Source organism: Nocardia sp. XZ_19_369 (assembly GCF_015355715.1).
Classification (GTDB): domain Bacteria; phylum Actinomycetota; class Actinomycetes; order Mycobacteriales; family Mycobacteriaceae; genus Nocardia.
In genome coordinates, this window is sequence record NZ_JACVED010000015.1 from 38,768 (window position 1) to 61,294 (window position 22,527).

20 protein-coding genes are annotated in these 22,527 nt (G+C 68.3%); 8 read left to right on the forward strand and 12 right to left on the reverse strand.

Going from position 1 to position 22,527, the window contains the following annotated elements; all coding sequences use genetic code 11:
* Window positions 1-9: 9 nt before the first annotated feature.
* A complete protein-coding gene (locus IBX18_RS40150; RefSeq protein WP_107659281.1) occupies window positions 10-672 on the forward strand; it encodes a DUF2461 domain-containing protein in 663 nt (220 codons plus the stop codon).
* Here IBX18_RS40150 and egtD read toward each other — a convergent pair.
* The 4 genes from egtD to egtA all read right to left on the reverse strand — a co-directional run bounded on the left by egtD (window position 669) and on the right by egtA (window position 5,394).
* Window positions 669-1,640 carry an L-histidine N(alpha)-methyltransferase gene (gene egtD, locus IBX18_RS40155; protein WP_194838648.1) on the reverse strand — a complete coding sequence of 324 codons (972 nt, stop codon included), beginning with the start codon at window positions 1,638-1,640 and terminating at the stop codon, window positions 669-671. The two genes, IBX18_RS40150 and egtD, sit on opposite strands and share 4 nt — an antisense overlap.
* Complete coding sequence (locus IBX18_RS40160) at window positions 1,637-2,524, reverse strand: class II glutamine amidotransferase (protein ID WP_194838649.1); 888 nt, start codon at window positions 2,522-2,524, stop codon at window positions 1,637-1,639. The genes egtD and IBX18_RS40160 overlap by 4 nt, the downstream gene beginning before the upstream one ends.
* A 94-nt stretch (window positions 2,525-2,618) precedes the next feature.
* A complete protein-coding gene (gene egtB / locus IBX18_RS40165; RefSeq protein ID WP_194838650.1) occupies window positions 2,619-3,965 on the reverse strand; it encodes an ergothioneine biosynthesis protein EgtB in 1,347 nt (448 codons plus the stop codon).
* Window positions 3,966-4,074: 109 nt separating this feature from the next.
* Window positions 4,075-5,394, reverse strand: coding sequence for an ergothioneine biosynthesis glutamate--cysteine ligase EgtA (egtA, locus tag IBX18_RS40170; protein WP_194838651.1), 1,320 nt, complete (start codon window positions 5,392-5,394; stop codon window positions 4,075-4,077).
* Window positions 5,395-5,596: 202 nt separating this feature from the next.
* Between egtA and IBX18_RS40175 the strand changes: the two genes are divergently transcribed.
* Window positions 5,597-6,781 (forward strand): aminotransferase class V-fold PLP-dependent enzyme, encoded by a 1,185-nt coding sequence (locus IBX18_RS40175; RefSeq protein ID WP_194838652.1) that lies wholly within the window; start codon window positions 5,597-5,599, stop codon window positions 6,779-6,781.
* Window positions 6,782-6,919: 138 nt separating this feature from the next.
* Here IBX18_RS40175 and IBX18_RS40180 read toward each other — a convergent pair whose 3' ends face one another.
* Window positions 6,920-7,483 (reverse strand): TetR/AcrR family transcriptional regulator, encoded by a 564-nt coding sequence (locus IBX18_RS40180; RefSeq protein ID WP_194838653.1) that lies wholly within the window; start codon window positions 7,481-7,483, stop codon window positions 6,920-6,922.
* 105 nt (window positions 7,484-7,588) lie between these two features.
* On the opposite strand from IBX18_RS40180, the gene IBX18_RS40185 reads away from it, so the two are divergent.
* Window positions 7,589-8,242, forward strand: a complete 654-nt coding sequence (locus IBX18_RS40185) for a 1-acyl-sn-glycerol-3-phosphate acyltransferase (protein ID WP_194838654.1) — start codon at window positions 7,589-7,591, stop codon at window positions 8,240-8,242.
* 263 nt (window positions 8,243-8,505) lie between these two features.
* Window positions 8,506-10,152: a fatty acyl-AMP ligase gene (locus IBX18_RS40190; protein WP_194838655.1), complete on the forward strand. Its 1,647-nt coding sequence runs from the start codon at window positions 8,506-8,508 to the stop codon at window positions 10,150-10,152.
* Window positions 10,153-10,277: 125 nt separating this feature from the next.
* Here IBX18_RS40190 and pth read toward each other — a convergent pair whose 3' ends face one another.
* Together pth and IBX18_RS40200 are read right to left on the reverse strand one after the other, a co-directional pair.
* Complete coding sequence (gene pth, locus IBX18_RS40195; protein ID WP_194838656.1) at window positions 10,278-10,859, reverse strand: aminoacyl-tRNA hydrolase; 582 nt, start codon at window positions 10,857-10,859, stop codon at window positions 10,278-10,280.
* A 22-nt stretch (window positions 10,860-10,881) separates the two neighbouring features.
* The gene (locus IBX18_RS40200; RefSeq protein ID WP_194838657.1) at window positions 10,882-11,496 is read right to left on the reverse strand and encodes a 50S ribosomal protein L25/general stress protein Ctc; all 615 of its coding nucleotides are present in this window, start codon (window positions 11,494-11,496) and stop codon (window positions 10,882-10,884) included.
* Window positions 11,497-11,800: 304 nt separating this feature from the next.
* Between IBX18_RS40200 and IBX18_RS40205 the strand changes: the two genes are divergently transcribed.
* Window positions 11,801-13,420, forward strand: coding sequence for a peptide chain release factor 3 (locus IBX18_RS40205; RefSeq protein WP_194838658.1), 1,620 nt, complete (start codon window positions 11,801-11,803; stop codon window positions 13,418-13,420).
* Here the strand turns inward: IBX18_RS40205 and IBX18_RS40210 are convergent, their stop codons facing one another.
* Complete coding sequence (locus tag IBX18_RS40210; RefSeq protein WP_228542550.1) at window positions 13,421-14,008, reverse strand: nuclear transport factor 2 family protein; 588 nt, start codon at window positions 14,006-14,008, stop codon at window positions 13,421-13,423.
* Window positions 14,009-14,322: 314 nt separating this feature from the next.
* Window positions 14,323-15,267: an Abi-alpha family protein gene (locus tag IBX18_RS42655; RefSeq protein WP_306796623.1), complete on the reverse strand. Its 945-nt coding sequence runs from the start codon at window positions 15,265-15,267 to the stop codon at window positions 14,323-14,325.
* Window positions 15,268-15,531: 264 nt separating this feature from the next.
* On the opposite strand from IBX18_RS42655, the gene IBX18_RS40220 reads away from it, so the two are divergent.
* Entirely contained in the window at window positions 15,532-16,854 is a 1,323-nt protein-coding gene (locus tag IBX18_RS40220; RefSeq protein ID WP_246180947.1) for a hypothetical protein, read from the forward strand.
* On the forward strand, window positions 16,845-17,732 hold the full coding sequence (locus tag IBX18_RS40225; RefSeq protein ID WP_194838659.1) for an Abi-alpha family protein: 888 nt from the start codon (window positions 16,845-16,847) through the stop codon (window positions 17,730-17,732). The genes IBX18_RS40220 and IBX18_RS40225 overlap by 10 nt, the downstream gene beginning before the upstream one ends.
* Before the next feature lie 24 nt (window positions 17,733-17,756).
* On the opposite strand, the gene IBX18_RS40230 is transcribed toward IBX18_RS40225, so the two are convergent.
* Window positions 17,757-19,598, reverse strand: a complete 1,842-nt coding sequence (locus IBX18_RS40230; RefSeq protein WP_194838660.1) for an ABC-F family ATP-binding cassette domain-containing protein — start codon at window positions 19,596-19,598, stop codon at window positions 17,757-17,759.
* 282 nt (window positions 19,599-19,880) lie between these two features.
* On the opposite strand from IBX18_RS40230, the gene IBX18_RS40235 reads away from it, so the two are divergent.
* Window positions 19,881-20,729 (forward strand): LLM class flavin-dependent oxidoreductase, encoded by an 849-nt coding sequence (locus IBX18_RS40235; protein WP_194838661.1) that lies wholly within the window; start codon window positions 19,881-19,883, stop codon window positions 20,727-20,729.
* 22 nt (window positions 20,730-20,751) lie between these two features.
* Here the strand turns inward: IBX18_RS40235 and IBX18_RS40240 are convergent, their stop codons facing one another.
* Both IBX18_RS40240 and IBX18_RS40245 read right to left on the reverse strand, forming a co-directional pair.
* A complete protein-coding gene (locus IBX18_RS40240) occupies window positions 20,752-21,687 on the reverse strand; it encodes a 4-(cytidine 5'-diphospho)-2-C-methyl-D-erythritol kinase (RefSeq protein ID WP_194838662.1) in 936 nt (311 codons plus the stop codon).
* 76 nt (window positions 21,688-21,763) lie between these two features.
* Window positions 21,764-22,516 (reverse strand): SDR family oxidoreductase, encoded by a 753-nt coding sequence (locus IBX18_RS40245; RefSeq protein ID WP_194838663.1) that lies wholly within the window; start codon window positions 22,514-22,516, stop codon window positions 21,764-21,766.
* Between the last annotated feature and the right edge of the window lie 11 nt (window positions 22,517-22,527).

A 22,527-nucleotide genomic window follows, 5' to 3' on the forward strand; every position in this document is an offset into this window, starting at 1 on the left:
GGCACAGTCATGAACAAGTTCAGCGGCTTTCCGCTGGCGGGGCTGGATTTCTACGAGGATCTCGAGGCGGACAACTCGAAGACGTTCTGGACCGCGCACAAAGACGTGTACGAGACGGCGGTGAAGGCGCCGATGCTCGCCCTCACCGCCGAGCTGGAGCCGGATTTCGGCCCGGCCAAGATCTTCCGGCCGTATCGCGACGTGCGCTTTTCCAAGGACAAGACGCCGTACAAGGACCACCAGGGCGCGTACGTGTCGGTGGCGCCGAGCACCGGCTGGTATGTGCAGATCGGCGCGGCGGGACTCTACGTCGCGGGCGGCTTCTACGGTGGTTCCTCGGAACAGATCGCCCAGTTGCGCGCCACCATCGACCACGAGGTGCGCGGTCCGGAGCTGGAAAAGATTCTCGCGAAGCTGACCAAGGCCGGCTACACGATCGGCGGTGAGCAGCTCAAGACCAAGCCGAAAGGCTACGACGCCGACCATCCGCGCATCGACCTGCTCCGGCGCAAGGCCCTGGTCTGCAACAAGGAGTTCGGGGCGCCGCCGTGGCTGGACCAGCCACGGGCCGCCAAGGAGATCCGCACCGCCTGGGAGACGATGCGGCCCCTGATCGATTGGCTCGGCGCCGTGGTCAGCGGGGCGACCACCCGGTCACCCCTGCTGGCCTAGTCGCGAGCCGCGAGGACGAGCGCGAAGCGGTTGTCGGGGTCGGTCCACACCTGCTCGGTGCTGAACCCGGCGGCGCTCAGCTCCGCGGCAAGACCGTCGAGCCGGAACTTCGCCGAGATCTCGGTCCGCAGCTGCTCGCCGCGGGCGAAACGCACGGTGAGGTCCAGCTCGCGGACCGTGACGGTCATGTCCTCGGTGGCCGCCAAGCGCATCTCGATCCACTCGTTGGCCGCGTCCCACAGCGCGACGTGCTCGAACTTCTCCGGCGCGAAATCGGCGTCGAGCCGAGAGTTCAACACGTGCAGCACATTCCGGTTGAACTCCGCGGTGACGCCTGCCGCGTCGTCATAGGCGGGGACCAGCACGGCGGGGTCGATCACCAGCCCCGCACCGAGCAGCAGCTGCTCGCCCGGCTCGAGCACCTCGTAGATGCTGGCGAGGAATTCGGCGCGCTCGGCGGGAACCAGATTGCCGATGGTGCCGCCGAGGAACGCGATCATCCGGCGGCCGCCGCCGGGCAGGTTGTGCAGGGTGTCGGTGAAGTCGCTGACCACCCCGTGCACGGCGAGCCCGGGAAACTCGCCCGCGATCTCGTCCGCCGCCGCGCGCAGCGCACTGGCCGAGACATCCTGCGGGACATAGGTCTTCAGCGGACCCTCGGCGGTCAGCGCGGACAGCAGCAGCCGCGTCTTGGCGGCCGAGCCCGCGCCGAGCTCGACCAGCACCTCGGCCTGCGCGACCCGGGCGATCTCGCCGACCACCCGCTCCAGCAGCGCGCGTTCGGTGCGCGTCGGGTAGTACTCGGGGAGCTCGGTGATCTGCTCGAACAATTCACTGCCGCGGGCGTCGTAGAACCACTTGGGCGGCAGCCACTTCGGGTCGGCGGTGAGGCCGAGCCGGGCGTCCGCCCGCAATGCCGAGGTGAGGTCGTCGTCGGATAGGTGGATCTCCAGCGTCGGTGCGGTCATCGTGCGCCTTTCGTGCCGTCGGGCAATGGGTCGATGGAAAGCTGGCCTGGCCGGGCGATCACCAGACTGCGGTCGGGGATCGACTGCCAATTCGGGTCGTCGTCATAGGGTTCGGAGGCGAGCACCGCGACGGTGTCGGTGATCAGGGCCGACAGCGAGTGGTGCACCGTGGTGGCCCAGAGGGTTTCGCCGTCGCCGAGCAGGAAGTTGAGCCGGGCGTTGGGTGCGTGGCGCAGCACGCCGGACACGAGCAGGCCGAGGGCGGTGCCCGGGGAGTCGACGAAACCGCCGGGCTCCATTGCGGTGAGCATCTGCCGCAGCAGCACCCAGAGCGTCGCGGCGTCGGTGGGGGCTTCCGCCTCGAGCAGTTGAATCGTCTCGAAGAGCCTGGTCGCGCCGACCTGGGTGGCGGCCATGTCCAGGTCGGAGGACACCGCGGTGACGACCGGACGCCAGTTCGGCACCGCGCCGTTGTGGCTGAAGGCCCAGCGACCACTGGTGAACGGCGCGCACGCGGTCCGCTCGATGGGCATCCCCACGGTGGCCGACCGGATCGACCCCAGCACGGCGGTCGAATGCAGCTGCGTCAGTACCTCTTCCACCGCCGGGTCGGTCCAGATAGGCGCGGCGTTGCGGTACCGGCTGGCGATCAACGTGCTGTTCGGCGAGCCGCCGCCGGGTAAGGCACTGGTCGCCAAGGGGTTTCGGGTGCCGTCGACCTCGGCGGCGCGCCACCACGCGACACCGAACCCGTCGGCGTTGACCGTGCCGCCGCCGCGCATGTCCCGCGGCGCCCATGCCTGGGTGCGCAGGGAATGTGTACCGGCCGTGAGCATCTCACCGACGCTCACCGCCGGGCCCAGGTAACCGAGATGTCTGCACATCAGTAACCACCTCTCGTCGGGCGACCGGAAGTTTTCCGCATTGATCTACTCCGCACCTCTGGCGGCCGAGACCGGCAATGGGCAACCTCCGCGCTCACTCGCCCTCCCCCGGTCGCAGATCGCGAGCGAGCCGGAATCCCGAGAAGATCTGCCGTCGGATCGGGTGATCCCAGTTGCGGAAGGTGCTGCGGCAGGCCACCGGGTCGGTGCCGAACGAGCCGCCGCGCAGCACCCGGTAGTCGCCGCCGAAGAAGACCTCCGAGTACTCCCGATAGGGGAAGGCGTGGAAGCCCGGGTAGGGATCGAAACCTGACGCGGTCCACTCCCAGACGTCGCCGATGAGCTGATGCACACCGGCGGGTGTCGCACCCGCCGGATAGGCGCCCACGTCGGCGGGTTCCAGGTGGCGCTGACCCAGATTCGCGGTGGCCTCGTCGGGTTCGGCGTCGCCCCAAGGGAATCGGCGGTCTGCGCCGGTGGCCGGGTCGTGGCGCGCGGCCTTCTCCCACTCGGCCTCGGTGGGCAGCCGCTTGCCCGCCCAGTTCGCGTACGCCTCGGCCTCGAACCAGCACACATGCACCACCGGCTGATGCGGGCGCAGCGGCGTCATCACACCGAAGACGCGACGCCACCAGTGACCGGCGGGGTCGCGCTCCCAGAATTGCGGCGCGACCAGGCCGGCCTCCTGCCGGTGCGCCCAACCGCGTTCGGACCATAGCTCTGGGCGCTCGTAGCCGCCGTCGTCTATGAAGGCCAGGTACTGCTCGTTGGTCACCGGCGCGGCGTCGATGGCGAAGCCGGGCAGTCGAACTCGGTGCGCGGGGCGCTCGTTGTCCAGCGCCCACGGCTCGGTGGACGTGCCCATGGTGAATTCACCTGCGGGAACGACGACTTCGCCGGTGACGGGAGTGGGCGCGATCGGCACGGCGGGCGCGGTCAATACCGCTGGGCCGGTGCGCAATTGGTGGGTGGCCAGCATGGTCTCGTCGTGCTGCTGCTCGTGCTGGGCGATCATGCCGAAGGCGAAACCGCCATCGATCAGCGGCGCGCCGCGTAAATCGCTGTGGCCCAGCACATCCCACACCTTGTCGCGGACGGTACCGACATATCTCCTGGCTTGGGTCGGGTCGAGCAGCGGCAGCGCGGGACGGTTCGAGCGGGCGTGCTTGAACGCGTCGTACAGCTCGTCGATGTCGGCGCGCACCGCCTCGCGGCCGCCGACATCGCGGACCAGCCACAGTTCTTCCTGGTTGCCGATGTGCGCGAGATCCCACACCAGCGGGCTCATCAGCCGTGAATGCTGCGCCACCAGTTCGGCTTCGTCGATGCAGTCGGTGAGGGTGAGCGTGCGCTGTCTGGCACGGGTCAGTACCTCGGCGATCCGGTCACGCAGGTGCTCGGTGTCGGAAACGTCGGAGGCAGGCGGATGGTGAATGGTCACGATAGGTCTCCGGGGGATAGTTCGGCGTCGGCGTCGGCACGGCTCAACGCCGGACCGGATCGGCAATGCAGACAGGCTCTTTGCACGACTCGGCTCGCTGCCACCCGTGTCACGAGACGGCTCCGGGACCGTCCGCCCCGGGTCCCTGGCCGCTGCGACATCGTTGCGTGGCGGCTTCGATCTCGCGGACCGCCTCGTCCGTCGCCGCATGGGCCGCGGCCAGCGTGAGGAGCTCCACCGCCACGGCGCGGATGTCGAGATCGGCCAACCCGTAGCGGGCGGCGTCGAGCCAGTGGCCCGCCAGCGGCGCGGCGATGGCGGTCGCCTCGGCGACAACGGCACGGCTGGACATGAGCGCGTCGAGCACGTGGATCGGCACGGTCCAGCCGTCGCCGGGCTGTGCGTCGATGTAGCGGACCTCGAGGTAACCGGACGCGCGCACCGGCGGGAACAGCGTGGTCAGGTGATAGTCGAGGTCGTTGCGGTCGGGGCGGCGGCCCACCTCGTCGTCGAGGGCACCGGAGAGCCAGTCCGCGAAGGTCGCTCCCGGCGGCGGCGACCAGCCGGTATCGCCGTTGCCGGGTGCGCGGGCCGCATCGTCGGGTCTTCGAACGCACAGCAGCGGCACGTCCAGGGCCCACCGGCTGTAGCCGTGGATCGGATCCACCCAGTCCATCAGCGGCGGCCGGGTCCTGGCGTTGTCCAGCCGCAGCCAGGCGCGCATGCGTTGCGACGCCCACTCCCCCGCCGGGGCGCCGCGCAGCGCGGGCGAACAGGCGAAGGCGGCGAGCAGTGCCGGGCCGATGGCGTAGAGCGCGGTCCAGCGGGCGGCGATATCGGCGCGATCGGCACCGGCGTCGACGCTGACCTGGGTCGCGGCGGTATTGCACATCATGAGTTTGCCGAACGGGCCGATGCCGGCGAAGGTCTGTTCCATGGCGCGATAGCGCGGTAGCTGGAGCAGCCGTTTGGGGCGGCGGTCCGCGTCGGCAGCGACGGAAACGGTTCGGATGGAACGAGATTCGAGAAGTTCCCGCAGTAGGCGGGCATCGTCGCGGAGCGAGGTATTCAGCTGCGCGGCATCAGCGAACGGTGCGCTGGACAATTCGATTTGGCCACCGGGTTCGATGGTGACCCGGCTGCCCCCTGGTAAGGCCAATTCCGGGGAATCGGGGGCGATGGACCGTGGTGCATACGGTCCGAGGGCATCCGCCAGGGCAGTCAACTGGGGACGCGGGGCGGCCGAAGGGCCTGACGCCGAACACTCACCCTGCACGGTGAGCCATTCGAGCTCGGCGCCGATCAGCGTCGGTGGTCCCTGCTTGAAGCAGACGCCGCCGATATACGCCTCGGCGGCGGCTCGCGACCCTAGCTCCCCATCGTGGATTACCCGGCTGACCAGCTCCGAATGCTCCAGCGTGACCGCCATACCAACCTCCACTGTGGGTCCGAATCGCTGTGGTTTCGTGTCCGCCGTCGTTCTGTTATCGCCGCGTGGCCGTTTTGTATTCCGCTCGCGGCATCCATCCAGAGTAGCGATCACCACCGACAAGAAATCGACAAGAAACCGAACTGGGGACCGACCGGGCACGGACAGACCCGGTCCCGCCGCGCCCGTTAAGGTCGGAATCATGCTGGCTGAAGATCGTGTCCGAGCCGACACCCCTGGTTGCGCGTCCGGTGCCGAGCCGGGTCCGGTATTCCTCGACAGCGCCGGATCGTCACTGCCCCCGCGCGTCGTCCTGGACACCGTCGTCGACCATCTGCGCCGCGAAGCCGAGATCGGTGGCTATCGCGCCGCGAACGAGCGCCTCGACGATCTCGCCGCGGTGAAGACCGCGATCGGCACGCTCATCAACGCGGCGCCGTCCAGTATCGCGTTGAGCGACAGCGCGACTCGCGCGTGGGCCGACTTCTTCTACTCGATTCCGCTGGCCGAGGGTGATCGCATCCTGGTCTCCGAGGCCGACTACGCGAGCAACGCCATCGCGGCGCTGCAGCGCGCCCGCGCCACCGGGGCAACCGTGGAAAAGATCCCGAGCGACAGCACCGGGCAGCTCGACCTCGACGCGCTGTCGGCGCTGGTCGACGAGCGGGTCAAGCTTGTCTCGGTGCTGCACGCGCCCACCAACGGCGGCCTGGTCAACCCGGCCGCCGAGGCCACCAGGATCGCGCGTTCGGTCGGTGCGCTGGTGTTGCTCGACGCCTGCCAGTCGACCGGACAGCTCCCGATCGATGTCGCCGAACTCGACGTCGACGCGCTCTCGGCCACCGGCCGCAAGTGGCTGCGCGGGCCGCGCGGCACCGGATTCCTCTACGTGCGACCGGAATTGGCGGCAACGATGGAACCGGCGCGGCTCGACCTGCACAGTGCGGAGTGGACCGCCCCGGACGAATACCGCCTCGCGCCCGACGCCAGCCGCTTCGAGTTCTGGGAATGCGATGTGGCCGCGCGCCTCGGTCTCGGCGCGGCCGTGCGGTACCTGCTCGAGCTCGGTCCCGCGAATGTGTACGAGGCCATCTCGGCCCGCGCCGAGCACCTGCGCAAGGCACTGCCGGAGCTTCCCGGAGTGACGGTGCGCGACATCGGCGTTCAGCACAGCGGCATCGTGTCGTTCACCGTCGACGGTGTCGATTCCCTCGCGGTGCGCGATCGGCTTGCCGAGCAGAACATCACGGTGACCGTCAGCCGGGCAGGCTCGACGCTGCTGGACATGACCGGTCGCGGGCTGCAGTCCGTGGTCCGCGCCTCCCCGCACTGCTTCGTGAGCTTCGAGGAGCTGGACCGATTCGTGGCCGCCGTCGCCGCGCTGTAAGCAACTGCCGGACCGCAGCGCTCAACGAGCAGAGTCATCTGGTCGCTCAGAGACCTTGGACGGCAACCAGATGACTCTGCTCGATCAGCTAGCGGCCAGACCACTCTGCTCGACTGGCGAGTAGCGGAGGAATTGCGTTCAGGCCAGATGTAATTCGAGGGCGCGGTCCACGAGCGCGCGGAGATCGGCGGCGGGCGCGACCAGGCGCAGGCTGCGATTCGCCTGAAGTGCGGCGATGCCGTGCAGGTTTGTCCACAGGGCTATCGCACGCTGCGCAGCATCCACGGACCCAGCCTTGGCGGCCTCGGTTACCAGCGCCACGAATCGCTCGAACAGCGGCAACGTCGTCGCGCGAAGATTCTCGCCGGAGCCTTCGAGCAGGTCGTGCCGGAACATCAGGGTGAACATCTCCGGCCGCTCGCCGGCGAACCCGACGTACTCGACGCTCATGCGCGCCAGTCGATCTCGGGCGGACCCACCGGGATCGGCCGCGGCGAACCGGTCGATCAGATCGGCGAACCCGCGCGCCGCGATGGCCGCGAGTAGCGCGCGGTGCGTCGGGAAGTGCCTGCGCGGTGCCCCATGTGAGACACCGGCAGCGCGCGTTATCGCCCGAAGTCCCAATTGCGCCGCACCGACCTCTTCCAACAGGTCGACACCCGTCCCGACCAGGCGCTCCCGCAGCGGTTCACTCTCGACCATGCAGACATTGTCTACGGCAGCCAGCCAGCCGCCACATCCGGGTGTAGACACTGTCTACGCCAGTGCGGTAGACATTGTCTACACATTTCGATCGGGAGGTTCTCCGTGTGGTACTGGCTCTTCAAACACGTGTTGCTCGGCCCCGTGCTGCGGGTGCTCGGCAGACCCGAAGTCGAAGGGCTGGATCATGTTCCGCGCACCGGGCCGGTGATCGTCGCGGCCAACCACCTGGCGGTGATCGACTCGCTGTACCTCGCGCTGGTGCTGCCCCGGCGCGTCACGTTCCTGGCCAAGCAGGAGTACTTCACCGGCACCGGCCTGCGCGGCCGGTTCCAGCGGTGGTTCTTCTCGGCGACGGGTCAGGTGCCGGTCGACCGGACCGGTGGTAGCGCCGCGGCCGACGCGCTCGCCGCCGCCACCCGCATTCTCGAGACGGGCGGCGTATGGGCCATCCACCCCGAGGGCACCCGCTCGCCGGACGGCCGGATCTACCGCGGCCGCACCGGCACCCTGCGGGTCGCGATGGCGACCGGCGCACCGGTGATCCCGGTGGTGCTCTCCGGCACCGATCGCGTCAACCCCCGCGGCAAGCGACTGCCCCGCTTCGGCAAGGTGCGGATCAGCTTCGGCACCCCGCGCTACTACCTGCCCGCCGAGCAGCACCACACCGCACGCACCGCGACCGACGAACTGATGCGCGACCTCGCCACCCGCGCGGGCCGCCACTATGTCGACCAGTACGCCACCACCTTTCGCTGACCGGCGCCCCATCCCCGCCCCAGCACGCGTCGTCACCCACCGAGGATCGGTGCGGCACTGGAGCGATGGGCGGACCGAGCAGGCCGGCCACCCGCGCTCCGGACCGTATCCGCGCCTATGCGCGGTCCGGACCGCACATCCGGTTACCCGCGACACTCCAGCAAACGCAGACACGCTGGAAAAGGGTTAACGCCACGCCGGAATGGCGGGATAGTTGAGGGAGGTCGGCAGGCGACCCGAAGCTGGTGATGAGGGAGTTGACGTTGAGCAGGTTCACCGACGAGATGTATGCGACGGCGCAGGCGTCTACCCGGGGGCTGGTGACCGGCGAACCGAACGCACCGCTGCGGCAGAGCTGGGGCGAGATCCATCGGATCGCCCGGCGGATGGCCGGTGGGCTCGCGGCGGCAGGCATCGGACACGGTGACGCGGTGGGCGTGCTGGCGGGGATGCCGGTCGACATCGCACCGGCCTGCCAGGCCATCTGGATGCGCGGCGCCTCGATCACCATGCTGCACCAGCCGACGCCGCGCACCGATCTGGTCGTCTGGGCGCGCGACACCGAGACCGTGCTGACCATGATCGAGGCGCGCGCGGTGGTGCTCGGTGCCCCGTTCGAGGCGGCCGAACCGCTGCTGCGCGAGCGCGGCATCACGGTGGTGCGGATCGATCAGCTGCGCGACGGCACGGACACCGACCCGGTGCCGACCGCCGAGGACGATATCGCCTTGCAGCAGTTGACCTCCGGATCGACCGGGTCGCCCAAGGCGGTGCGGATCACGCACGGCAACTTCTTCGTCAACGCCTACGCCATGTTCGATCGGGTCAAATTCCAGCTCGACGACGACGTGATGGTCAGCTGGCTGCCGCTGTTCCACGACATGGGCATGGTCGGATTCCTCAGCGTCCCCATGCAAATCGGCGCCGAGGTGGTGTGCGTGACGCCGCTGGACTTCCTGATGCGCCCATTACTGTGGGCCGAGCTGATCACCAAGTATCGCGGAACCGTCACCGCCGCACCGAACTTCGCGTACTCGCTGCTGGCCCGCAGGCTGAAGCAGGCCGACGACGGCGCGTTCGATCTGAGCAGCGTTCGCTACATGTGGAACGGCGCCGAGCCGGTCGACCCGGACACCATGGAGACACTGGCCGCGGCCGGAAAGCGCTTCGGGCTCAGCCCGATGGCCCTCACCCCCGTGTACGGCATGGCGGAAACCACGCTGGCCGTGTCGATTCCGGATCCCGGACTGGGCCAGGTGCTCGACGTCATCGATGCCGACCTGCTGGAGGCGCTCGGTAAGGCCGTTCCGGTGCCCGACGAGCACGGGCATCCCGGCAATATCCGCAGGCTGCCCACGCTGGGTTACCTGGTCGACCATCTGGAAGGCCGCGTGGTGGACACAGAGCATCAGCCGCTGCCGCCGCGTTCGGTCGGCGTGATCGAATTACGCGGGCCTGCGGTCACTTCCGGCTATGTCACGGTCGAAGGTTTCCGACCGGCGCAGGACGCCGCGGGCTGGCTCGACACCGGCGACATCGGCTACTTCACCGAAGAGGGCTTGATCGTGGTGTGTGGCCGGATCAAGGACGTCATCATCATGGGCGGCCGCAATATCTACCCCACCGACATCGAGCGCGCCGCCACCCGGGTGAGCGGCGTGCGGCCGGGCAACGCGGTCGCCGTGCGCCTGGACGCCGGGCAGAAGCGGGAGAGCTTCGCGGTGGTGGTGGAGAGCAACGACTACCAGAATCCCGAGGCGGTCAAGCGGATCGAGCGCGAGATCGTGCACGCGGTGTTCTCGGAAGTGGGCTCCCGTCCGCGCACCGTCGCCGTGCTCGGGCCCGGCGCACTGCCCAAGACGTCCTCGGGCAAGCTGCGCCGCGCCGCCACCGCCGCACACCTGCGCTGAGCAGCACTACGCCCGTACCGCCGGTTCGGTGGTACGGGCGAGCCGAATTCGCTACGTGTTCAGCTGAATAGCTGCTTGAGCTATCGAAAAACATTGGCAACGTGGCGAATTCGCCACATCCGCACTCAATGCACTTGGTTCTGCGCGGTTTCCAATCCGACGCGCAGCAACAGCTCGACCGCGTCGGCGGCCTGCTCGACGATCACCGGGATTTCCTTGCGTTCGGCCGCCGCGAACGACTTGAGCACGTAGTCGGCCGGATCCTGCCGACCGGGCGGACGGCCGATGCCGATCCGGGTGCGCAGATAGTCCTTCGTCGTCAGCGCGCTCGACACGGAGCGAAGGCCGTTGTGCCCGCCCTCGCCGCCGCCGCGCTTGAGCCGGATCTCACCGAAGAGCAGGTCGAGTTCGTCGTGCACGACGATCACCTCGGTGGGCGGCACGGAGAAGAATTTCGCCAGCGCGGCGACCGGGCGCCCGGACAGATTCATGAACGAGCGCGGCTTGGCGATCAGCACCTGGCGGCCGTCGAGGCGGGCCTGCAGCAGGTCGGCGCCGGACTTCTTGTGCACGGCAAAGCGGCCGCCGACGCGCTGGGCGAGCACGTCGGCGACCAGAAACCCCACGTTGTGCCGGGTGCGCTCGTATTCGGGTCCTGGGTTACCCAGTCCGACAACGAGCGCGGGCCCGGTCGCGGCGTCGGTCATCTAGGAACCGATACCGGAGTAATTACTCGGCGTTCGCGGCTTCGGCGGCGGCCTCGGCAGCCTCGGCGGCTTCCTCGACCTCGGCCTCGGACTGCGGCGCGGCGATGACGTTGACGATCAGCGTCTCGGCGTCGACGTTCAGCGTGACGCCCTTGGGCAGCTCGAGCGAGCCTGCGTTGATCTGGGTGCCCGCCTCGACTCCCTCGACCGAGACCTCGATGGACTCGGGAATGCTCATCGCGTCGGACTCGATGGAGATGGTGGTGGCGTCCTGGGTGACCAGGGTGCCGGGCGCGGCGTCGCCGGTGATGATGACGTTCACATCGGCGGTGACCTTCTCGCCCTTCTTGATGATGAGCAGGTCGGCGTGCTCGATGTAGCGGCGAATCGGGTGCACGACAACGGACTTGGTGAGCGCGAGCTGCTTCTTGCCGTCGATGACGAGGCTGAGCACCGCGTTGGTGCCGTGCTCGCGCAGAATGGCGGAGAAGGCGCGGGCGTCGAGCGAGAGGTGCTGCGGGTCGGCCTGGTGGCCGTACAGCACGGCGGGAACGTTGCCTGCGCGACGGGTACGGCGCGCGGCACCCTTACCGAACTCGGTGCGTACGGCGGCTTCGAGAAGGTTGGCGTCGGACATGACTGGATCTACTCCCTACGGCTGTTCCGGGCTGTCAACAGTGCGCCAGGGTCTGTTTCCGCCCTGGCTGATTGGTCTACTCGTCCGACGAAGAACGAACGGGGACGGCCAGGAGCCGAGCCGCGTCGATCACGGTGAACGCAAAATCAGGTCTGCGGTCACCCTCGCCGAGACAACCCGAACACCATACCGCAATGGTTATGCGCAGATGGAATCGGGTGGTCAGGCGCTGGTCGTGTCGTGGCCAGGGCGATCGCGTAGATTAGAGCGGTTGCCGATCGGTCGTCTGTGAAAGGTTGTTCCGTTGACCGCCTCCCCTGAGGGACTGCCCGCCGAGGTTTCCCGACGGCGCACATTCGCGGTGATCTCGCACCCCGACGCGGGCAAGTCGACGCTCACCGAGGCGCTCGCGCTGCACGCCAGGATGATCTCCGAGGCCGGCGCGATCCACGGTAAAGCCGGACGCCGCTCCACCGTCTCGGACTGGATGGAGATGGAGAAGGCGCGCGGCATCTCGGTCAGTTCGACCGCGCTGCAGTTCAATTACCGCGCCGAGGGCTCCGACACCGACAGCGTGATCAACCTCGTCGATACGCCGGGTCACTCCGATTTCTCCGAGGACACCTACCGGGTGCTCACCGCCGTCGACGCCGCGGTGATGCTGATCGACGCCGCGAAGGGCTTGGAGCCGCAGACGCTCAAGCTGTTCCAGGTGTGCCGCCATCGCGGTATTCCGGTCATCACCGTGATCAACAAGTGGGACCGGCCGGGTCAGGCGCCGCTGGAACTGCTCGACGAGATCAGCGAGCGGATCGGGCTCACCCCCACGCCGCTGTTCCTGCCCGTCGGCATCGCAGGCGACTTCCGCGGCTTGCTGCGCCGCGGCGAAGAGGGCGCCCCGCTCGAGTACGTCCACTTCACCCGCACCGCGGGCGGCGCGACCATCGCGCCGGAGGAGTCGCTGACCCCGGACCAGGCCGAGGCCCGCGAGGGCGAGGCGTGGACGACCGCGGTCGAGGAGAGCGAACTGCTCTCGGCCACCGGGCAGGACCACGACCAGGAAATGTTCCTCGCCGGGCAGACCTCCCCGGTCATCTACGCCTCGGCGATGCTGAACTTCGGGGTGCGGCAGCTGCTGGAGACGCTGGTCTCGCTGGCGCCCGCGCCGGGTCCGCGCCCGGACGTGCACGGCGGCGCGCGCGAGGTCACCGAGCCGTTCAGCGCGGTGGTGTTCAAGGTGCAGGCGGGCATGGATGCCGCGCACCGGGACCGGCTGGCGTTCATGCGCATCGTCTCGGGTGAGTTCGAGCGCGGCATGGTGGTCACGCACGCGCAGACCGGTCGCCCGTTCGCGACGAAGTACGCCTTGACCGTGTTCGGCCGGGAGCGCAACACCGTCGACACCGCCTACCCGGGTGACGTGGTCGGCCTGGTGAACGCGACGGCGCTGGCGCCGGGCCACACGCTGTTCGTGGAGAAGAAGGTGGAGTTCCCGCCGATCCCGTCGTTCGCGCCGGAGCACTTCGCGGTGTTGCGCGCCGAGAGCGCGGGCAAGTACAAGCAGTTCCGCAAGGCCATCGATCAGCTCGACTCCGAGGGCGTTGTCCAGGTGCTGCGCAACGACATTCGCGGCGACGCGTCCCCCGTGCTCGCGGCCGTCGGGCCGATGCAGTTCGAGGTGGTCACCGCGCGCATGCTGACCGAGTTCAACGTCGAGACCAAGCTGGACAACCTGCCCTACACGCTGGCCAGGCGCACCGACGCGGCGTCGGCGGACGAGCTCGGCAAGCAGCGCGGCGTCGAGGTGTTCACCCGCAGCGACGGTGCGTTGCTCGCGCTGTTCAGCGACAAGTGGCGGTTGCAGTACATCGAGAAGGAATTCCCGAAGCTGACGCTGGAGCCACTGGTCGCGACGGCGGACTGATCACCCGGCTTCGGGTTCGCGCCGCACGGGCGGGGCGCCCGGGTCGCGTTCGACGGACGAGATGACGCCGTCTTCCCGGGAGATGAGGCCCCAGCGGCTCGACGTCAGGCGCAGGCTGGGCAGGTCGCTGAGCGAGACCACCACTTCATAGGTGCGTTCGTAACCGGTATGCGAAATGCGCCAGCGGCCGTCGTCGCATCGGACATATTTGTCGGAGTAGAAGGCCGCGCCGCGCAGCATCATGTTGTGGCCGGGGATGAGCACGGTGTCGGCGAGGTACCAGGTGCCGGTCGCGGAGTCACCGTCGATGTCGATTTCGGGGTGGTCGCAGCGGTGCTCGGTGATGACGTGCGGGCCGAGGGTGTTGCGCATGAAGGCGAGAAACGCATCGCGCGATTCGAACTGGAGGTATTCGCTGTAGGTGGCGGTGGCCTCGGGAATCATGGTGTCCGCGAACTCATCCCAAGATTTCGTGTCGAGGGTGCGTAGGTAGCGGAACTTCAGCCGGCTGATCGCCGTGACGTCGTCCAGTTGCCGATCGTCGACGCGGCGCGCGCCCTCGCGGCGTTGCTGCTCGCCCGCGTTCATTCCGGTGGCTCGCCCGCCGGCGCCGATCGACGGGTCGCCGCGCTGCTGTGCGCCGACGCCGATCCCCGAGTTGTTCCGTTCCTGCCCGCCACCACCCGCGCTCGGGTCGCCGCGGCCCTGCCCGCCGGTTCCCTGATCCATACTTAACAATCCCATCCGAAGCCCGCCAGCTTCATGATTTGGGAGATTTGTACCATCCGCGTCCGCTTTCTCGGCGCACGGCGACTACGGCCCCACATTGTGTCGGTGGTGTACACCGCGATTCTTTGTCCGAAGAATCGGTGGCTGACCGGCTGTGCGCGCAGAATCCCGCGTCAGTTCCCGATGGTGAAGCAGGTGCGGCAGAAGTCCTCGCCGAACTCGGTCAGGCGCAGACTCTTGCGCACGATCTTCGGGGCGCGGCCCGCCTTCTTCAGCGCCGCCTCGACCAGCGGCTGCACCTCGAGCACCATGTATCGGCTCAGCACCACCGGGTCGTCGGAGATGCCGGTCAGCCCGAGCCGGTTGAGATTGATGAGGTAGAGGCGGGACCGGTCCGGGTAGCGGACGCCGGCCTGCTCGGGCACCGAGGTCAGATCCCCCTGCACCAGTTCGGAGCCGATGCCGAGCGGCCGGTTGGTGCGCACATCGACCGAGGGCTGCGGGCCGTTCTGCGCCATGAAGCGCAGAATGCGCGCCTCGTCGGGGGCCAGTTCGTCGAGAATTCGGTCGTAGGCGGGGTGTACATCTTCGGTGAAATAGACGTCGGCGGATCGGGCGAGCAGCGCGTCGCCGCGTCTGCGTAGCTCATCGATGCTCGCCGAACGAAGATAGGAGCCGACGGCCAGCGCCTGCTGCTGCGCACCGCTGCTATTACCGGGGCCGTTGGGTGTCGGCACGTAGCTGACGATCTCGCGCACCGAGCCCTCGGTGACGCCGAGCGCGCTACGGGCTATGGAGCGCAACGCATTTCCGGTTCGCTCGGCGATATCGGCGGACGACTCACCGTCCAGCGCGGCCTGGGTGATCTCCTTGGTGACCTCATAGGTGGTACCGACCGCCCACTGACCACCGCGCACGACACTGCCCGCCGCGACGCCGGCCGCACGGAATACGCCGCGAATCAGCCGAGCCTCGTTGCTGATCTGCCGCTGTTCGACATCCGAACTGCGCTCAACGGCGCGGGAACCGGCTCGGGCTGGACTTACCCACCCCGCCGTCTCCGCAAGCTCCGACGGCTGCCGACCCCGCGAGTCCTGTCCGGCCCTGTCGTCTGCCACGTCATACTCCGATATCGCCAGGTGAACGAATCCCGCCCCACAGATTACTGCCCCCTGTGTCGCTGGTCATTGTCGCGGTCGGGCCCGGCCGATGCGGCATTCCGCACAAACACTGTGACCGATGTCTCGACGTGCGACACTGTGGCACCGCGCACTGGCGGTGGACCCCGCTAGACATCTCACAATAAGGTCCCGGTGCCGACATGGTGCTAACTTGATGTTCCGGTGAGGCGGCGGTCACCGGTGTGTCGGCAGGAGGGTGTCGTGTTAGAGAGTGTGTTCGGGATCCACCCGACAATCCTCCTAGAGCTTCTGACTATCCCACTTTTCACGGGAATCATCGGCTACATCACCAACTGGACCGGCGTGCTCATGCTGTTCCGCCCACTTGCGTTCCATGGCTTCCGACTACCCGGTCTTCGCGCGCTGTATCCCTTCCTGCCCAAAAGAATTCAGGTACTTCCGCTACTGAGTTACGACGGCCGATTCGGCTGGCAGGGCATCGTCCCGTCGCGCGCGGACAAGATGGCGAGCATCGCGGTCGACAAGGGTCTGGCCAAACTGGGAAGTGTCGCCGATTTCTATCGCGAGTTGGAGCCGGACAAGCTCGCCGAGCATCTCGCGAGCATCGCTGACGAACAGATCCAGACGATCGTCGAAGATATTCTCAAGCGGGAGCATCCGCAGCTCTGGTACAACCTGCCGAGCCAAGTGCGCGACATGGTGCAAGCCCGAGTCCGGCAACAACTGCCGGATATTCTGCGCGAACTGACCGATGAATTAGGCGCGAATATTGATCAACTGCTCGATGTGAAGCAGATGGTGATTCGCTACTTCCAGGGCAGGCCGCAACTGCTCAACACCCTGTTTCAAGTACTCGGTGCGAAAGAGTTGCGGTTCATGATCAACTTCGGCTTCTACTTCGGTGCGCCGATGGGCGTGGTGTTGGTTGCCCTGCTGCATTTCACCGGGTTGTCGTCGCTGATCGTGCTGCCGATCGGCGGGGTGATCATCGGCTGGGTGGTCAACTGGGTGGGCATCAATATGATCTTCGCGCCCGCCTACCCGAAGTGGTGGTGCCCGTGGCGGCAGGGTCTGCTGATCAAGCGGCAGTCCGAAATCACCGACGGTTACGCCGAATTGGTTTCCAGTCAGGTACTGACGGTCGCCAACATCGGCGACGAGCTGCTCAACGGCCCGCGCTCGGACCGCACCATCCAGATGCTCGAGGACACCCTGCGGCCCGCCGCCGACCGCGCGCTCGGCCCGGCCAGGCCCGCCGTCAAGTTCATGCTCGGCAGCCGCGACTACGACTCGCTGCAGGACACCTTCACCGCCGAGGCCATGGCCATCGCCCCGATCGCCTTCGCCGACCCGGAGTTCAACGTCCGCCAGGGCAGGCAGATCAACTCCTACATCGCCAAACAGATGGCGGCACTGCGGCCGCCGGACTTCGTCGACATGCTGAGATCGGCCATCAAGCAAGATGAGTGGCTGCTTTTTCTCCATGGCGGCGTGTTGGGCCTGTTCGCCGGATACGCTCATATTCTGATATTCGGAACAGGAGTGGCGACCACATGGCTGTAGCGAAATCCGACCCCGGCGACGATGCCGGGGCCGTCGAGCACTCCGCCGCGGCCGTCGTGCCGTCGACCGAGCTCGCGCGACGGCCGGACAGCAACGTCTTACGCCACGACGAATCGCCTTCGCGGGTGGGTTATCCCATCGCCGGGGTGCGCGCGGCGACCGGCGTGGCCAGGGTGGCCTGGTCCGCGGTGACCGGTGCGACCGCGTGGGGTGTCGGCACCGCGGTCGGTGTCACCGCCACGGTCGTGCAACGCAGCATCCAGGGCGTGCCGCCGCGAGAAGTGCTGGCCGAGGCCGAATCCGAGGTGCGCGACCGGGTGCGCCGGGCGCTCGGCTTCCCCGAAGCCCCGAACGAGACTGCCGCGCAAGCCGTTCCCACGCTGCGCGAGCAGGGTGCGGCGCTGCTGCGACTGTCGGCGAGCACGCACGGCGACGAGGAGAACCATCCGGCGTTCGCGGGCATGCTGGCCGAACTGACCCCCGACGAAGCCCGGATCCTGCGCTTCCTGCGCCTGGACGGCCCGCAGCCCTCGATCGACATTCGGACCGGACGCCCGCGCGCGCTCGGCGCCGAACGCGTCGGGTCGATGCTGACGCTGGTCGGCGAGCAGGCCGGGCTGCGCTTTCCGAACCGGATCCAGCAGTACCTGACCAACCTGCGCAGGCTCGGACTGGTCGAGCACGCACGGGAGCCGGTCGGCAATCCGCACCGATACCAGCTGCTGGAGGCGCAGGCGCCGGTGCGCGAGCTGCTGAAGCGCTCCGGGTTCGGCACGAAGGTCATCTACCGCAGCGTGGCGCTCACCGGGTTCGGTGGCGACTTCGTGCGAACCTGCCTGCCGGTCGCGATCGAGGACGATCGCGCCGCCGGGCACTGACGGCTCCGGCGGCGGTCGGCGGGGTCAGTGACCCTCCGCCAGCTCCATCCAACGTTCCTCTGCCGCTTCCTTTTCCGCGATGACCTGCTTGAGCTCGGCCCCGAGCTTGACCAGCTTGTCCGGGTCCGTCGCGGCCTCGGCCAGTGCGGCGTGCAGTTGCCGCTCGCGTTCGTCGAACTTCTCGATGGACCGTTCCAGCTTCGACAGTTCCTTGCGGGCGGCCCGCTGGGTCGCCGCGTCGGTCACCGGCGCCGACTTCGTGTCGGCGGCGCCCGAACGGGCCACCGCGTCACCCTGTGCGGCGCGCTTCTTCAAGTACTCGTCGATGCCGCCGGGCAGGTTGGTGAGCTTGCCGTCGCCGAACAGCGCCCAGGTGGAGTCGCAGATGCGCTCGATCAGATAGCGGTCGTGGCTGATGACGACCAGGGTGCCCGCCCAGTTGTCGAGCAGATCTTCCAGCTGCTGCAGCGTGTCGATGTCCAGGTCGTTGGTCGGCTCGTCGAGCAGCAGCACGTTCGGCTCGGCCATCAGGATGCGGGTCAGCTGCAGCCTGCGCCGCTCGCCACCGGACAGATCGCCGACCGGGGTGCGCTGCCTGGCCGGGGTGAAGCCCAGCCGCTCGGCGAGCTGCCCCGCCGAGATCTCCTTGTCGCCCAGCATGATTCGCTGCGCGACCTGCTGCACCGCCTCCAGCACGCGCATGTCGGTAGGCAGGTCGTCGAGTTCCTGTCGCAGCCAGCCGATCTGCACCGTCTGGCCTTGAATGCGTTTGCCCACCGCCGGTTCCGTCTCACCGGCCAGCGTGCGCAGCAGGGTCGTCTTGCCGGAACCGTTCACCCCGACCAGGCCGACCCGCTCCCCCGGCGCGAGCCGCCAGGTCAAGTCGCGCACCAACTCCCGGCCGTCCGGGGTGGTGAGGGTGGTGTCCTCCAGCTCGATGACGACGCGCCCCAGGCGCTTTCGCGCGAACGCGGCCAGCGACACACTGTCGCGCGGTGCGGGCACATCGGCGATCAGCGCCTCGGCGGCCTCCACCCGGTAGCGCGGCTTGGAGGTGCGGGCCTTGGCGCCGCGCCGCAGCCAGGCCAGTTCCTTACGGGCCAGGTTGGCGCGCCGCGCCTCGGAGGCGTCGGCCTGCCTGGCGCGCTCGGCGCGGGCGAAGATCCAGTCGCCGTAGCCACCCTCATAGGTTTCGACCTTGCCGCCGACCACCTCCCAGGTGTTGGTGGCGACGGTGTCGAGGAACCAGCGATCGTGGGTCACCACCACCAGCGCGCTGCGCCGGTTGAGCAGATGCTGGGCCAGCCACTGCACACCTTCGACGTCGAGGTGGTTGGTCGGTTCGTCGAGCACGAGCAGATCGAGCTCGCGGACCAGCGCGGCAGCCAGCGCGACACGGCGCCGCTCGCCGCCGGAGAGATTGTCGATGGAGGTTTCCAGGCCGAGCCCGGCGATGCCGATACCCTCCATCACCGTTCGGATGCGCGGGTTCGCCGCCCACTCGTGCTCGGCGACGTCGTCAGGCCCACCCGTCGCCCGACCACCACCCCCCATCGAATCGCTGCGCGATGCCCAGTGCAAGTCGTCCGCCAGACCCGCCAGCACAACGTCACCCACCGTCGAACCCGGGGGCAGCACGCCGCGCTGCGTCACCGTGGCGATCCGCAGCCCGCCGACTCGGCTGACCCGTCCGCTGTCCGGCGGCTCCAGCCCGGTGAGCACCTCGAGCAGCGTCGTCTTACCGCCACCGTTCAAACCGACAACCCCGATACGCTCGCCCGCGTGGACGCCCATCGATACGTTGTCTAGCAGCGGAGTGATCCCAAAACTCTTGGAGACCTGCTCGAGGTTGATCAGGTTGGACATGAATCCTTCCGGTCCTAACGGTGGCGGGCTCGTTGCTTGCCCTGAGCCAGCGTACTGAGCTCCGACTGCCACGTTCCGCGTGCCCATGTCCGTGGCCGATACCGCGCCTCTTGCGTAACGAACAGCGTTCGCCTAGATTGATGTCAACGAACAGCGTTCGCCACGAACGTCGTTAGTTAAATAGGCGCTCTCCAGACACATAGCCGCAGAACGGGAGCCCCACCTCGGCAACGAGGTGCGCGGGCGGCGCCATCCATTTCGTTTTCCTCCTGGAGGTTTCCCATGCACGTCGGTCTCGGTCTGCCCATCTCCGACCCCACCGTCCTGCTCGACTGGGCCCGCCGCGCCGAGGCCGGCCCGTTCTCCACCCTCGGCTTGCTCGACCGGCTCGTCTACGACAACCCCGAACCGCTCGTCGCACTCGCCATCGCCGCGGGCGCCACCACCCGCATCAAACTGCAGACCGAGGTGCTCATCGCGCCGCTGCGCGAACCGACCCTGCTCGCCAAGCAGGTCGCGACGCTGGACCGCATGTCCGGCGGACGTTTCGTGCTCGGCCTCGGTGTCGGCGGTCGCGCGGACGACCACATCGCTTCCGGCACCGACCTGCGCACCCGCGGCCGCCGCCTGGACGAGCAGATGGAGATCATGCGCCGCGTCTGGTCCGGCGCGCCGTACCGCACCGACTGCGGTCCGATCGGCCCCGCGCCGCTGCGCCCCGAAGGCCCCGAAGTCCTGTTCGGCGGCTTCCAGCCCGCCGCGCTCGAACGCGTGGGCCGGTGGGGCGGTGGCTTTCTCGCCGCTGCCGCACCCTCCTGGGCAGGCGGACTGTTCGACACCGTGCGCCGCTCCTGGACCGACAACGGCCGCACCGGCCAGCCGCGCATCGTCGCGCAGGTCAACGTCGCACTCGGCGACCAGAGCCTGATCGATGAAGCTCGCGCCTCGATGGGCAGCTACTACGAATTCAGCGGCCGCGCCGACTACATGCTCGCGGGCATGCTCACCACACCCGACGCGATCCGCTCCGCCATCAAGCAGTTCGACGACCTCGGCGCCGACGAAGTCATGCTCTACTGCTACGGCAGCGACGCCGACCAGGTCGACCGCCTGGCCGACGCCATCGCCTGAACCGGCGAAGATCGGGCACCCTTCAGCGTTTGCCCGGGCTCTCGCTGTTGAGGACACGGGCGCCGGGGACGGGGCCGCTCGCGGTCCGGACGCTGCGGCAGACGCCGGCGCCCGCCAGCTCCGCCGCTACCGCGACTGCGGATTCCTCGCTTTCGCAGAGGAACGCGCAGGTGGGGCCGGAGCCGGAGACCAGACCGGCCAGTGCCCCCGCGGTGACGCCGGCGCGCAAGGTCCGGCGCAACTCCGGCTTCAGTGACAAGGCGGCCGCCTGCAGGTCGTTACCCAGCAGGGGGGCGAGCTGTTTGGGGTCGCCGAAGGCCAAGGCTTGCATCAGCTGCTGGGGTTCGCCGAGTCGCGGGGGCGTGCCGTGCTCGCGTAGCCGGTCGAGTTCGGCGAAGACCGCCGGGGTGGACAATCCGCCCTTGGCCAGCGCGAGTACCCAGTGAAAGCTGTTGCGGGACAGCACCGGAAGCAGTCGTTCGCCGCGCCCGGTGCCGAGCGCGGTGCCGCCGTGCAGCGCGAACGGCACGTCGCTGCCGAGTTCGGCGGCCACGGCGGTGAGTTCGTCGCGGGTGAGCCCGAGATCCCACAGTTCGTTGAGTCCGACCAGCGCCGCGGCGCCGTCCGCGCTGCCCCCGGCCATTCCGCCGGCCACCGGAATGCCCTTGGCGATTGCGAATTCCACCAGCGGCGCCCGGCCCGCCAGATGCGCCAGCCGGACCGCCGCCTGCCACACCAGATTGGTGCGGTCGGTGGGCACGTCGGCGGCGCCTTCGCCGGAGACCCGCACGGCCAACGAGGCCGCGGGGGCGATCTCCACGTCGTCGCTCAGCGACAGCGCCTGGAACACCGTTGTCAGGTCGTGGAACCCATCGGCGCGCAGGTCACCGACTCCGAGATGGAGGTTCACCTTCGACGGCGCGCGCACGGTGATGGGGCTCGGCACAACTGACAGCACGGTGCCCAAGCCTAACGGGTGGTCCCGACCGTCGCGCCCCCCGATATCGGGCTATCCCTCAAGCGGAATCGTATGGTTACAGCAGCGCACCGCCGGTAGCGTCGATCCACTGCCCGGTGACCCAGCGCCCATCGGCGGAGGCGAGGAAACCGACGACATCGGCCACCTCGGCGGGTTGACCGAGCCGGTTCAGCGGCGACATGCGCGACACCATCGCCGCGGTCTCGGCATCGTTCAAGAAGTGCGCGTTCATGTCGGTGTCGATCACACCGGGTGCGACCGCATTCACGGTGATCCCGCGCGCGCCGACCTCCTTGGCCAGCACGGTGGTCATGGCATCGATCGCGCCTTTGGTCATCGTGTAGGCGATCAGCTCCGGCATGTGCGCCCCGTGGGTGAGGCCGGTGGAGATATTGATGATCCGGCCGCCGTCGCGCAGCCGGTCCAGGCCGAGCTTGGTCACGAAGAACGGCGCCTTGGTGTTGACCGCGAAGACCCGGTCGTACGCGGCCTCGTCGGTGCCCGCGATCGGCTCGCGGATGCCGTCGATGCCCGCGTTGTTGACCAGGATGTCCACTCCGTCGGCGTGCGCGTCGAACGCGGCCCACAGTGCCGCGGCGTCGTCGGGGACGCCGAGTTCGGCGCGGATGGCGAAGGCCGAGCCGCCCGCGGCCTCGATCGCGGCGACGGTTTCCTTGGCCGCCTCCTCGTTGCCGTTGTAGTGAACCGCTACCCGTGCGCCGTCCCGGCCGAGTCGTTCGGCGATGCCGCGGCCGATGCCCCGGCTGGCTCCGGTCACCAGTGCGGTCTTGCCTGTCAGTGCGCCCATTGTGGGTCCCT

Bases quoted from the DNA above. Each gene is read 5' to 3' on its own strand.
- IBX18_RS40180 (WP_194838653.1), bottom strand. From the start codon at position 7,483: ATGGTCGAGAGTGAACCGCTGCGGGAGCGCCTGGTCGGGACGGGTGTC.
- IBX18_RS40245 (WP_194838663.1), bottom strand. From the start codon at position 22,516: ATGGGCGCACTGACAGGCAAGACCGCACTGGTGACCGGAGCCAGCCGG.
- IBX18_RS40225 (WP_194838659.1), top strand. From the start codon at position 16,845: ATGGCTGTAGCGAAATCCGACCCCGGCGACGATGCCGGGGCCGTCGAG.
- IBX18_RS40175 (WP_194838652.1), top strand. From the start codon at position 5,597: ATGCTGGCTGAAGATCGTGTCCGAGCCGACACCCCTGGTTGCGCGTCC.
- IBX18_RS40200 (WP_194838657.1), bottom strand. From the start codon at position 11,496: ATGTCCGACGCCAACCTTCTCGAAGCCGCCGTACGCACCGAGTTCGGT.
- IBX18_RS40150 (WP_107659281.1), top strand. From the start codon at position 10: ATGAACAAGTTCAGCGGCTTTCCGCTGGCGGGGCTGGATTTCTACGAG.
- IBX18_RS40210 (WP_228542550.1), bottom strand. From the start codon at position 14,008: ATGAACGCGGGCGAGCAGCAACGCCGCGAGGGCGCGCGCCGCGTCGAC.
- IBX18_RS40160 (WP_194838649.1), bottom strand. From the start codon at position 2,524: ATGTGCAGACATCTCGGTTACCTGGGCCCGGCGGTGAGCGTCGGTGAG.
- egtD (WP_194838648.1), bottom strand. From the start codon at position 1,640: ATGACCGCACCGACGCTGGAGATCCACCTATCCGACGACGACCTCACC.
- egtA (WP_194838651.1), bottom strand. From the start codon at position 5,394: ATGGCGGTCACGCTGGAGCATTCGGAGCTGGTCAGCCGGGTAATCCAC.
- pth (WP_194838656.1), bottom strand. From the start codon at position 10,859: ATGACCGACGCCGCGACCGGGCCCGCGCTCGTTGTCGGACTGGGTAAC.
- IBX18_RS40230 (WP_194838660.1), bottom strand. From the start codon at position 19,598: ATGTCCAACCTGATCAACCTCGAGCAGGTCTCCAAGAGTTTTGGGATC.
- IBX18_RS40235 (WP_194838661.1), top strand. From the start codon at position 19,881: ATGCACGTCGGTCTCGGTCTGCCCATCTCCGACCCCACCGTCCTGCTC.